An 11,575-nucleotide genomic window follows, 5' to 3' on the forward strand; every position below is an offset into this window, starting at 1 on the left:
CCAGGAAAGATGCGCCCATGCCGAAAGTCGGAAATTACGTCCAGCGCGACTACAATACGCGCTCCAACCGCAAGTCGACGTGGTCCGACTACAACAAGGCTTGGGCAAGCAAGCGATCCAATGCGATCAACAAGTCTCAGCAGCTGCGTAACATCGCGAACAGTTTCGCCGTGATCAGCACGCAGGCTTCCCGCTCCGCCACGTCACTCGTTTTGCAGAACCAGAATTCAGGTTCGCCCTATGCAAGCAACACAGCGGTAATGTCGCGCATCAACGTTCTCGTCTGAGAACAACTATTTCCGCTAGATTGATCCGATGGTCTTCAGCTTAACGCGAGGATGCACTTCGCCCTGGCTCATGACCGTTGTGTGGGCGCGGAAGCGCTCGACAATCGAGCGCACGAACGGCCGCGACTGAGGAGAGGTCAACAGCACGGGAACCTCGCCCTGCTGCGCGGCGGCCTCGAATGCGTCGCGAACCTTTCCGACAAATTCCTGAAGCTTGCTCGGCTGCATGGCCAGTTGCCGGTCGTCACCTTCGCCCACGATACTTTCAATGAAGGCCTGCTCCCACTGTGGTGAGAGCGCAACGAGGGGCAGATATCCACCGGGTGCCAGATTGGCAGCGCAGATCTGGCGCCCGAGCCGGCTGCGGACGTGCTCGGCAATCGTATTGGTGTTGCGCGTCATCCCGGTCGCTTCCGAGACACCCTCCAGAATGGAGCCGAGATCACGAACAGAGACGCGCTCCGACAGCAGTGCCTGCAAAATGCGCTGAACGCCAGACACGGTGATCTGCGACGGAATGAGGTCGTCCACGAGCTTGGCCTGCTCGCCCTTGAGTTCTTTCAGCAGCTTCTGGACATCGCCGTAGGTCAGCAATTCGCTGACATTGGCCTTGATCGTCTCAGTGAGGTGCGTCGAAAGGACAGTCGCCGGGTCGACGACCGTGTAGCCACGCAGGGATGCGTCCTCGCGATATTGCGCCTCGACCCAGGTTGCGGGCAAACCGAAAGTTGGTTCTGTCGTATGCGTGCCGGGCAACTTGACCTGCCCGCCGCTCGGATCCATCACCATGAAATGGTTCGGATAGAGAGTGCCCCGGCCGGCCTCCACTTCCTTGACCTTGATGATGTAGTCGTTCGCGCCAAGCTGGATATTGTCGAGGATGCGCACCGGCGGCATGATGACACCCATGTCGCTGGCGATCTGTCTTCTCAGCGCCTTGATCTGATCAGTCAGCTGGTCGCTGCCGCTCTGGTCGCGACCATTGATCAACGGCAACAGCGCGTAACCCAGTTCGATACGAAGCTCGTCCATCTTCAGAGCATCGGTGATCGGAGGCTCCGGAGCCGGTTTGGGCGCTGCCTCGATTGCCTGTTTCTGCAGCGCCTGCGCCGCCACTTCCTTCTTCTTGTTTCCGGCCTGGAAGGCGAGCCACCCCGCAACACCGGCAAGCCCCATGAAGGGGATCATCGGCATGCCCGGCATGAATGCGAGGATCGCCATCACGGCGCCGGACATCCCCAGCGCCTTCGGGTATCCGGTGAACTGGGTAGCCAGCGCCTTGTCGGCGGCTCCCTGCACACCTGCCTTGGACACCAGAAGGCCTGCCGCTGTCGACACGATCAGGGCCGGAATCTGAGATACGAGGCCGTCACCAATCGTGAGCAGCGTGTAATTGTTGGCAGCTTCGGAGAAGGACAGCTCCATCTGCGCAACGCCGATGAAAATGCCGCCTAGAATGTTGATGAACGTGATCAGAAGACCCGCGATCGCATCACCGCGCACAAACTTAGAGGCACCATCCATGGCACCGAAGAACGAGCTTTCGTCTTCCAGGTTTCTGCGCCTCTGGCGGGCCTCTGCCTCATCTATGAGCCCCGCAGAGAGATCCGCATCGATAGCCATCTGCTTGCCGGGCATGGCGTCCAGGGTAAAGCGGGCAGCAACTTCCGCAATACGGCCGGAGCCCTTGGTGATGACGACAAAGTTCACGATCACCAGGATCGCGAAAACGATAATCCCGATGACGAAATTGCCACCCATGACGAGATTGCCGAACGACTCAATCACACTCCCCGCAGCAGACGTGCCTTCATGGCCGTTGGCAAGGATCAGGCGGGTCGAGGAAATGTTCAGACCCAGACGAAGCATCGTCGCAATCAGAAGCACGGTCGGGAAAGAGGAAAACTCGAGAGGTTTTTGAATGAATAGCCCGGTCATGAGGATCAGGACCGAGAAGATGATCGACACCGCCAGGAACATGTCCAGCATCATCGGCGGCATCGGCAGGATCATCAGCGTCAGGATAACCAGAACGCCGACGGCAAGCCCCGTATCGCCGCGCTTCAGCGCCGTAATGATGTCTGCGGCCGACGGAAAGCCGACGCCGCCTGCCGGCGCGGGAACATTACCCCCCTGCGCCTGCCCGGTAGTCTGACCGTTTTCCGCCGTCGTGTCCGACATTCAGATCCTCTGACCTTCAACAATTCCTAGCCAAGCTCAACGCGTCAGCTCGTCCTACATCGAGGCACGCGCTTCGCCGGGCCCAGGCACCCTCACACCTTCATCCGTATATTGATTCAGCTTGTTGCGCAGCGTCCGAATTGAGATACCCAAAATCTTTGCAGCATGCGTTCGGTTGCCAAGACAATGATCCAGCGTATCCAGGATCAGATCTCGCTCGACATCGGCAACAGTACGCCCGACAAACGATCGGGATATGGCTTCTGCCGCTTGCGCGGCGCGTTCCGCCGGACCTCGCGAAACGGTAATTGGGCTACCGTCCGGCATCCGGATGGCTTCGACGCCAATTTCGTCCCCATGTGCGAGCAGAACGGCACGATGCATGGTGTTTTCGAGTTCGCGCACATTCCCCGGCCACGGGTTGACCGTTAGGGCCTGCCTTGCATCTACCGAAAGGGGCCGCACCGGAACGCCGTTTGCCTCGGCATAGTGCTCGACGAAGAACCGGGCCAGTTCAAGGATATCGGCAGGACGCTCGCGCAGCGGCGGCAACTTCAGATTCACGACATTGAGGCGGAACAGGAGGTCTTCGCGAAACACTCCCTGCCGAACGCTCTCGGCCAGATCCCGGTTGGATGTCGCCAGAATACGGATATTGACCGGAACCGGACGAGTGCCTCCGACGCGGTCAATGACCCGCTCCTGAATGGCGCGCAGCAGCTTGGCCTGAAGCCGCACATCCATTTCCGAAATTTCATCGAGCAAAAGTGTCCCGCCGTCCGCTTCCTCGAACTTACCGATACGACGCGCGACAGCTCCGGTGAACGCACCCTTCTCATGACCGAAGAGTTCGGATTCCAGAAGATGCTCCGGAATAGCCGCACAGTTGATCGAGATGAACGGCTTGCTGGCACGATTGGACGACTTGTGAACGTGGCGTGCAATGACCTCCTTGCCCGTTCCGGACTCGCCTGTGATCAGCACCGAAGCGTCGGAAGGCGCAACCTGTTCCGCAAGACGAACGACGGCCGCCATTGCATCGTCACGATAAATGAGATCGCCGCGTTCCTGGGCGACAGCTGCCAGAACCGCTGCGATCATCTCCGGATCTGGCGGAAGCGGGATATATTCCTTTGCCCCTGCGCGAATTGCCGAAACTGCTGCCTGGGCATCGGTTTCGACACCGCAGGCGACAACCGGAACATGAACGCGTTCGCTCTGAAGCTTGGCCAGAAGGCCAGCGATGTCCAGATTGACATCGACCATCAGAAGGTCCGCTCCGCGGCCCGAGCGCAGAACCTTCATCGCGCTCTCGGTGCTGTCGGCCTGCATGACCTGAGCGCCGCGTTGCATGGCGATTTGTGATGCGGTCGTCAGCTGCCCGCCTAGGGTTCCTACAATCAGCAGTCTCATGACCGTTTCCTGTTATTAGCGGTCAGTCTTGATGATTTCAGTCATCGTGACACCGAGCTTGTCCTCGACCAGAACGACTTCCCCACGGGCAACCAGTCTGTCATTGACATAAATATCAATTGCTTCACCGACCTTGCGATCGAGCTCCAGCACCGTGCCTGAAGCAAGTTTCAGGAGTTCGGCCACATGCATCTTCGAGTGACCGAGCACGGCGGAGATCCGCACCGGAACATCGAAGACCGCTTCCAGATCCGCAGCGGACTGCGGCCCATGTGTTTCATGGCCCTCAACATCCTTGCGGGAAGGAGCCTCCAGTTCGTCAAGCGGAATACCTGCGTCTTCCTCGTTGCTCATTCTTCAGCTTCCTTTGAAGGCGTTTCCGTAGCGGCAGTCGGCACGGTCGCCGATTTGTTCGATCGAACCTGCAGATATGTGCGAATGCTCGCGTCGATCCGTTGCTCGAGCGCTTTGCGATCCCTGAGTATGCCGCCATCCGCCCATTCTATGCGGCAATCCCCACGCGCTATGTCCGGCTCGCCAAGGATGACCAGGCGTCCCTCGAAGCCTTTTTCATGCACGATCGGGTCGATCCGCTTTTTAAGTGCCTCGACGTCCTTGGCGGCAATCCGGATCACCAGGTGCGGAGCACGGCGCAATGGCCCGAGGCATTCCGAAACCAACGCAACGGTTTCTGCCAGCGGCTGACGTGCCAGGAGATGTGCGCAAAGCCGGCGCGCAACGAGAAAGGCCAGACTGATGGCATCCTTCTCCTGGTCCGAACGTTCCTCATCCAGTTGCTCGAGGACATGTCCGACTGCTCCGGCAAGTCGCTGCACCTCGTCAGTCAGCAGCTTTTCCTGCGTTCCCTGCAGGTCTTTCAACGCTTCAGCGCGCCCCTCTTCAAAGGCGGCCTTTTTAGCTGCCGCAAGCAAGGCCTCATGCTCGGACACCGGCATCATCGGGATTTCCGGCTCGACCGGCGCCTCTACTTCAGGCTCCTCGGGCTCGGAGAAATCCATATTGAACAGGAATTTTGACGGGTTCCGCATAGTGCCTTTAGCTTTGGAGAGTGTGTGTTCCTGCATCATCAGTAGATAATCTCGTCATCACTCTTGGACTTGGAGATCATGATTTCGCCCTTGGCCGCGAGATCCTTGGCGGTGTTGACCATGCCGGTCTGAGCTTCATCCACGTCGCGCAACCGGACAGGACCCAGGGCCTCCATGTCGTCCTGCAAGAGCTTTGCCGCACGAGATGACATGTTGCCGAAGAAGAAGTCGCGCGCAGCGTCGGTCGACCCCTTGAGCGCGATCGCCAAGCGATCCTTCTCGACATTGCGCAAGAGCGTTTGACAGCTCGCCGCATCCAGCTTCATCAGGTCGTCGAAAGTGAACATCAGCGTCTTGATGCGATCTGCCGCTTCGCGGTTTTCCTCTTCCAGGGCAGCCAGAAACCGCGCCTCAGTCTGGCGGTCGAAATTGTTGAAGATGTCCGCCATCATCTCATGACTGTCGCGGCGGGAGGTATTCGTCAGATTTGACATGAACTCCACGCGAAGCGTCTGCTCGACCTTCTCCAGAACTTCCTTCTGCACCGCGTCCATGCGCAGCATGCGGCTGACGACCTCCAGCGCGAGCTCTTCGGGCAAAATTCCAAGCACGCGCGCTGCGTGATCGGAATTGATCTTGGAGAGCACGACTGCGACCGTCTGCGGATATTCGTTCTTGAGATAGTTCGCCAGAACGTTCTCCTGAACGTTCGACAGCTTCTCCCACATGTTGCGGCCGGCCGGACCACGAATTTCTTCCATGATGATATTGACACGGTCGCCCGGCAGGAAGGATGCAAGCAACCTCTCGGTCGCATCAACGTTCCCTGTCAACGCGCCCTTGGAGGTGATCTTGCGAACAAAATCCACAAATAGCGCTTCCAGCATGGTCGGCGTGACTGGCCCCAGGTTGGCCATCGCCGCCGAGACCTGGCGAACTTCAATTTCGTCCAGCTTGTCCCAGATCGGCTTGCCATGCTGCTCACCAAGGGCAAGCAGCAGAACGGCTGCCCGCTCTGCTCCCTTAAGCTCGCGCTCTTCCTGGTCCGCAGAGACCGTCAGCTGTTTTTGAAGCGCATCACCCGCCATCGCTATGCCGCCTCATCAAGCCAGCCGCGAACGATTGTAACGGCCTCTGACGGATATTCGCTGATCATCTCACCAACCTTGGCAATCGAGCTCGCCTGCATTGCGCCCTGTGCCTTCGCTTCCTCAAGCCATTCGATACGGAACTCGTCCTCGTCGTCGGAAGCATCGGCAGGCACTTCTGTCTCGGCCACCAGCATGCCGTCAGGCCCGATCACCAACTCCTGAGGTGCCTTTTCCTCCGGAGTTACGATGCGGCGCAGCAGCGGACGGACCACGAAGAGCAGCAGGAGCAGGGAGATCAGCAGAAGAACACCAAGTTCGGCAAAGCGCATGATGTCTTCGCGGGTAAACTGGAAAAGGCCGTCGCCTTCTGCGGAAAGATCTTCTTCCGGCGGCAAGGCGAACTGCAGATTGACAACCTCGACAACGTCACCCCGCCCTTGGTCGAAGCCGACCGCGGAACGCACGAGGACAGCGATACGGTCAAGCGTTTCCTGGGTCCGCGGAGCATATGTAACCTTGCCGTCGCCGTCAGGCTGGTAAAGCCCATCAACCAGAACGGCAACCGACAAACGCTTGATCCTGCCAGCCTCGACGATTTCAGTCTTGGTGGACTTCGAGATCTCGTAGTTGACGATTTCTTCCGTCAGGCTGGAATCATCACGGTCACCGCTCTGCCCATCGGCACCATCCGCATTCGGCAACTGGTTGCCGACGGTGACCTCGTTTTGGTTGGTTACGCTGGAAGAAGCCTCTTCCTTGGTCTGGGTGGAACGCACCACCTGCCCTTCAGGATCAAAGGTCTCAATGGTCTCCGTGGTACGGTTAAAGTCGACCTCGGCAGCAACACGAACGCGAGCGCGGCCAGGACCGACGACGCTACTGAGAATTTCCTCGATCTGGTTGCGAAGGCGCGACTCGATTGCGACGACGCGTTCCTGCAAGGAAGCCGACAGAACACCGTCCTCACCAGTCGACGCCCCCGATACAAGCAAGCGGCCGGTTTCGTCGACAATCGAAACCCTGTCCGGATCAAGACCATCGACGGCAGTGGCGACAAGATGCTGAACGCCGCGAATTTCGCTTGGGCCGAGCGACCCGCGCACCTTCAGCACGATTGATGCAGAAGGCGGCCTGCGATCGCGCTGGAACAGTTCACGTTCTGGGATGACAAGATGGACGCGTGCGGAGTTGATGCGGTCGATGGATGAAATCGTTCTGGCAAGCTCGCCCTCGATGGCGCGAAGCTTGTTGATGTTCTGAACGAAACTCGTGGCACCAAGCGTATCGGTCCGGTCGAAGATCTCGTAGCCGATGGAACCGCCCGTCGGCAGACCGTCTTCAGCCAGCCGCATCCGCAGGCGGGCGACCTGGTCTCCGGGCACCAGGACAGTGCTGCCGTCGCGCTTCAGCTCGTAGGGAACGCCAAGGGACTCCAGCTGATTAACGATCGCTCCTGAATCTTCGAGTGTAAGATCCGAATAGAGCTGGGTCATCTGCGGCGCGGTAACACGGAAGATGATGAATGCAAACACCCCGATCAGGATCGCGGCCACGGCACCCATGGCAGCAACTCTGGTCGGACCCAGTGTCCTGATAAATTCGACAAGTCCGTTCACTTGAGCCCGCCCGCGTCTCTTGCCCCACTTCAGATCCGAAAGGGATCCGTGTCGGAAACGACTTCGTTAACCGATAGGCAAAATCTGCCGCCCAGAAGGTTAACAAGTGGTTAACAGCATGAATTCGAATTAACGCAAACGGCGGTTTCTTGCCATTTTCATTTATGCATTCTGCAACTCAGATGGGGAAAAACTGCCGACCACGTTAACCAATTGAACATCAAAACTCTGGCTTACGAAACGGCACATCGGCGTAGAATGGCGGTCTTCCACCGATTGAGCGGCGGAACACGAAAAAGGGCGGCTCAAGGCCGCCCCGTTCAATCACCCCGACGCATATCGGGATGCTCTCAAATGTCTCGGATGCGATTCCCGGTCAGTTTCTATACTGCTGTATCCGGGTCGCCCTGAGGCCGGCCAGTCCATGCTTTTCGATGGAGCTTTGCCAGGAAAGGAATTCTTCGACCGTCAACGTGTAGCGCTGACAGGCTTCCTCGAGTGACAGAAGCCCACCGCGCACAGCGGCGACCACTTCGGCCTTTCGGCGGATCACCCAACGCTTTGTTGAGGTCGGCGGCAGATCGGCAATTGTCAAAGGACTGCCGTCCGGACCGATGACGTATTTTACACGCGAACGAATTTGTTCGGTCATTGTACTCTCACACTAACCATGACCAAGGTTGAGTATGAGAGTAATCACATGAGCTTAAAATTTACCTAAGCAAGAATACATGTTTCATTAACTACAAAATCGCGAATTAGTGAATATGAATTAATGAAAGGCGCATCAATCGGACCCAATTATTAAGGCCGCAGCGCATAACATTAACTAGCGCCCAATCTCCTCGCATACTGCAATGCTTTAACGAACTGGTTACCCTGCGACGCACCGATTGCCAATTGACGAAATTCTCCAGTAACTTGAACTGGAGCACGAATTTGGCGGATTAACCAACACTGGTGACACTGGTCACCGAACTAACCGGGATCTTCACATCCCCGACGCGAAGGAATGCGGAGCCCGTCGACAGATCGACCTGATCCACGACACCGCTTACCTTGGTCGTCACGCTTTCCGTATTGCCGGAATTGTCCGTCAGCTTGAACTTGACGGTATAGGCTCCCTCCGGCGAGGCAGCGCCGCTCTCTCCCACTCCGTCCCAAGTGTAGGTGCCACTGCCCTTGGCCAAGGTAACGTCGCCGCTGTAGACAACCGCTCCGGACGAATTCGTGATTTCTACGGTGCCGGAGGCCTCTTCGGCGATCGAATAGGACCAGGCAGCTTCTCCATCCGACAACATTGCCGTTGCACCGGATGCCGTCACCTTCGACCCGAGGTAGCTTACATAGGAAGATGCCTGGCTGCTTTCCATCGCGGCAACCAACTCTTCCAGATATGCGTTGGTCTGGATCGACTGTTCGACTGCGGAATATTGAACCAGCTGGTTCGTGTATTCCGCAGAGTCGAGCGGATCGAGAGGATCCTGATTCTGGATCTGGGTCGTCAGCAGTGAAAGGAAGAGATCGTAGTTGCCGATCAGACTGGTGCTCGCGACCTGAGACGCAGACTTCGAACTCGCTGACGATGTGGATGTGACTTCAACCATACTCTCAACTCCTTGCCCAAATCGACGCTAGCGTCGATGGCACATTGATCAGATCCTGATATCCAGCGCTGAATTGCTGGTGCGCAGATAGACTTCGCTTACGACTTCAACATCCGCCTCATCACCGGAGAATTTATCTCCGCCGGCAGTTCGCTGCTGATTGTCCTGCTGACCAGAGAAGGCTGACTGCTGCCCCCCATCCTGCTTGAGCGAAAACTGCAAGTTCTCGGACTCCGCGTTCAGCCCCGCAGTAACCAGGGCGCGCTCAAGCGCCCTCTGGTCGCGGAGGAACATGTCCAGGGTCTCAGGCCGCTCGACGATCATGTGCGCATGCACGCTGCCATCTGCAGCAACCTTCATGTTGATATCGACGCGACCGAGTTCCGGTGGATCAAAGCGCATCTGGAAACGGGTCTGCCCATTCTGAAGGTTGCGCGCGATGGCGGCGGCGACCTGCCCGGCAGCAGCATTGGCATGGCTGCGCGCCTGTGCGGTCGCTTGCCCAGATGCGTCGGAAGATGTCAGCTCAACTCGCCCGGCCGGCCGCGCTTCCACCTGAAGTGATACGTCACCATCAGCGGCTACATCGGTAGCTTCCATGACTTCAGGGGCCGCAACAGCCGCGGCGAGCGACATGGCAGCACCTGCCGGAGCCGCCGGCTGACCGTTTGCCGAGGCACCGCCACTGACCTGCCCTGTCAGTGCTGTATCACGCGCAACCGTAGCCTCGACATCGACTGCACCAGGATCAGTTGTAGAGCCGAATGCCCCAGGCTTAACCACAGGCTCGGCATCCATCGGCTTCGCAACGGCACCAGCGATCGCGTCCTCGCCAGACGTCGTTACATCAGCACTAGCGGAGAGCGGTGCAGCGGCAGACTGCCCTCCTGCGACACCGGCCCGACTGATCTGTCCATTAGAAGAGTTTGCCGCCTGCAAAGGCGCAGCTCGTGATGCGACCAGCTCACCGGCATCGATGCCCGGTTCCGCCACATCAGAACCAACAGGACGACCAATCTGCCCCATACTCACAGGCGCAGCCTCGGCAAGGCTCACATTGGCCTGCGCAGAGACCGCCGAAGAAATAGCCGGCGCGGGTCGAGCATTCACCTCGTCAACTTGACCTGCGACCTTGTCGGCCCCGATCTTGGCAGAGCGAGAAAGTTCGGGAAGATCAGTCTTCCAGCGCGGAGGAGCGGATGCACCCTCGGCGCCTCTCCCAGCCAAGGGCGAGAGTGCCTCACGAGCGGCATTGCCAGTCGCATCTGGAACTTGCTGCACCGGAGAACCGCTGGCAAGCGCTGCCTCGCCACCTTCGATTATCATGTTCGAGCCGACACTGCCGGCAGCTTTAGGCAATTGAGTGTCAGCGACGGCCGCTGCAGCAGGCTCAACAGACTTCAGGACCTGCGCAGCAGAAGCAATAGCATCACTCTTGAGACCGGCTGAGGCCTGAGTTTCATCGACACCGGCAGTTTCTACTACAGAGCCGATTGGAAATGCAGGAGAGGCGATGGAACCCGAAACGCCCGAAGCGCCTTGCACCGGAGAAGCCTGCCCCGTTTCCGATCCGCCCGGGCCACGACCGCTCCCGGCAGCGACTGGTCCGGCGGCACCCCTACCTGCTTCGGCACCTGAAACGCCTACAGGCGCCTCAGAGAAGCCGCCGGAGATTGCGACATCCGCATCAGGGCCCGCACCGCCGAAAACCGGAGCAGACTGCAAGGCCGCCAGGGCAGGACCGTCGACAACGGCAATCGCGTCGGACAACCCGGCAGAATTTTCAGCATCTGGCTCCCCAGGCTGATCGAAACCACCAATCGGAGCCTTGACCTCGGGCGACAGCGAAGCTCCGCCAAACTCGGCAGTAGCTGCCTCAACAAGCCCTTCCTCCGGCAAGACGGACACCGCCGCACCATCGGAACCCTTTTGCCGCAGAGACTCTGCCGAAAACTGCCATGTGCGCGCCTGACCACCAACGGCCGGCGAGCCTGTATTCTCTGACAATGCAACGCCGGCCCCGCCATCAGCATCCAGGTACTTCTGGAAGGTATCAGCAGACTGCGCCATACCGCCGGCAACACCAGTGGCACTGGCCGCCGAAATGGCGACAGCAGAGACATCCGAGAGCATTCCAACTGGCAGCAAAATCGCCCCCATTGCATTTTTTCGACAAGCCACATTTGCGGCCCATCTTCATCTGCAATTGGCACGCCAACTCTGAATAATTATTTTACGTATATAATTCAGATACTTAGAACTATCGAACTAAACCGAATGGCAGCTCCTGCCGGAATCCTTTTCCCACACGGCAATGCTTGCCCACCAAAC

At 58.3% G+C, this 11,575-nt stretch carries 10 protein-coding genes; 1 reads left to right on the forward strand and 9 read right to left on the reverse strand.

Annotation, left to right across the window (positions count from 1 at the left end):
* The first annotated feature begins 17 nt into the window (after positions 1–17).
* Positions 18–287, forward strand: a complete 270-nt coding sequence (locus ACN0SY_RS09225; RefSeq protein ID WP_417686577.1) for a flagellar biosynthesis protein — start codon at positions 18–20, stop codon at positions 285–287.
* Between the two features lie 15 nt (positions 288–302).
* Here ACN0SY_RS09225 and flhA read toward each other — a convergent pair whose 3' ends face one another.
* The 9 genes from flhA to ACN0SY_RS09270 all read right to left on the reverse strand — a co-directional run bounded on the left by flhA (position 303) and on the right by ACN0SY_RS09270 (position 11,404).
* The gene (flhA, locus tag ACN0SY_RS09230; RefSeq protein ID WP_417686578.1) at positions 303–2,468 is read right to left on the reverse strand and encodes a flagellar biosynthesis protein FlhA; all 2,166 of its coding nucleotides are present in this window, start codon (positions 2,466–2,468) and stop codon (positions 303–305) included.
* 54 nt (positions 2,469–2,522) lie between these two features.
* Positions 2,523–3,881 carry a sigma-54-dependent transcriptional regulator gene (locus tag ACN0SY_RS09235; RefSeq protein WP_417686580.1) on the reverse strand — a complete coding sequence of 453 codons (1,359 nt, stop codon included), beginning with the start codon at positions 3,879–3,881 and terminating at the stop codon, positions 2,523–2,525.
* A gap of 15 nt (positions 3,882–3,896) precedes the next feature.
* Positions 3,897–4,235 carry a flagellar motor switch protein FliN gene (fliN, locus tag ACN0SY_RS09240; RefSeq protein ID WP_417686582.1) on the reverse strand — a complete coding sequence of 113 codons (339 nt, stop codon included), beginning with the start codon at positions 4,233–4,235 and terminating at the stop codon, positions 3,897–3,899.
* Complete coding sequence (locus ACN0SY_RS09245; RefSeq protein WP_417686584.1) at positions 4,232–4,969, reverse strand: FliH/SctL family protein; 738 nt, start codon at positions 4,967–4,969, stop codon at positions 4,232–4,234. The genes fliN and ACN0SY_RS09245 overlap by 4 nt, the downstream gene beginning before the upstream one ends.
* Positions 4,969–6,018: a flagellar motor switch protein FliG gene (gene fliG / locus ACN0SY_RS09250; RefSeq protein ID WP_417686586.1), complete on the reverse strand. Its 1,050-nt coding sequence runs from the start codon at positions 6,016–6,018 to the stop codon at positions 4,969–4,971. The genes ACN0SY_RS09245 and fliG overlap by 1 nt, the downstream gene beginning before the upstream one ends.
* A gap of 2 nt (positions 6,019–6,020) precedes the next feature.
* A complete protein-coding gene (gene fliF / locus ACN0SY_RS09255; protein ID WP_417686588.1) occupies positions 6,021–7,637 on the reverse strand; it encodes a flagellar basal-body MS-ring/collar protein FliF in 1,617 nt (538 codons plus the stop codon).
* A 376-nt stretch (positions 7,638–8,013) separates the two neighbouring features.
* On the reverse strand, positions 8,014–8,289 hold the full coding sequence (locus ACN0SY_RS09260) for a DUF1153 domain-containing protein (RefSeq protein ID WP_008194991.1): 276 nt from the start codon (positions 8,287–8,289) through the stop codon (positions 8,014–8,016).
* A 295-nt stretch (positions 8,290–8,584) separates the two neighbouring features.
* On the reverse strand, positions 8,585–9,244 hold the full coding sequence (locus ACN0SY_RS09265) for a flagellar hook assembly protein FlgD (protein ID WP_417686589.1): 660 nt from the start codon (positions 9,242–9,244) through the stop codon (positions 8,585–8,587).
* Positions 9,245–9,292: 48 nt separating this feature from the next.
* Positions 9,293–11,404, reverse strand: a complete 2,112-nt coding sequence (locus ACN0SY_RS09270; protein ID WP_417686591.1) for a flagellar hook-length control protein FliK — start codon at positions 11,402–11,404, stop codon at positions 9,293–9,295.
* Positions 11,405–11,575: the final 171 nt, after the last annotated feature.

Source organism: Roseibium sp. (genome assembly GCF_048261595.1).
Lineage (GTDB): Bacteria > Pseudomonadota > Alphaproteobacteria > Rhizobiales > Stappiaceae > Roseibium.

Coding starts and splice junctions, on each gene's coding strand:
- ACN0SY_RS09270 (WP_417686591.1), bottom strand. CDS start 11,404: ATGGGGGCGATTTTGCTGCCAGTTGGAATGCTCTCGGATGTCTCTGCT.
- fliG (WP_417686586.1), bottom strand. CDS start 6,018: ATGGCGGGTGATGCGCTTCAAAAACAGCTGACGGTCTCTGCGGACCAG.
- ACN0SY_RS09260 (WP_008194991.1), bottom strand. CDS start 8,289: ATGACCGAACAAATTCGTTCGCGTGTAAAATACGTCATCGGTCCGGAC.
- ACN0SY_RS09265 (WP_417686589.1), bottom strand. CDS start 9,244: ATGGTTGAAGTCACATCCACATCGTCAGCGAGTTCGAAGTCTGCGTCT.
- fliN (WP_417686582.1), bottom strand. CDS start 4,235: ATGAGCAACGAGGAAGACGCAGGTATTCCGCTTGACGAACTGGAGGCT.
- flhA (WP_417686578.1), bottom strand. CDS start 2,468: ATGTCGGACACGACGGCGGAAAACGGTCAGACTACCGGGCAGGCGCAG.
- ACN0SY_RS09235 (WP_417686580.1), bottom strand. CDS start 3,881: ATGAGACTGCTGATTGTAGGAACCCTAGGCGGGCAGCTGACGACCGCA.
- ACN0SY_RS09245 (WP_417686584.1), bottom strand. CDS start 4,969: ATGATGCAGGAACACACACTCTCCAAAGCTAAAGGCACTATGCGGAAC.
- ACN0SY_RS09225 (WP_417686577.1), top strand. CDS start 18: ATGCCGAAAGTCGGAAATTACGTCCAGCGCGACTACAATACGCGCTCC.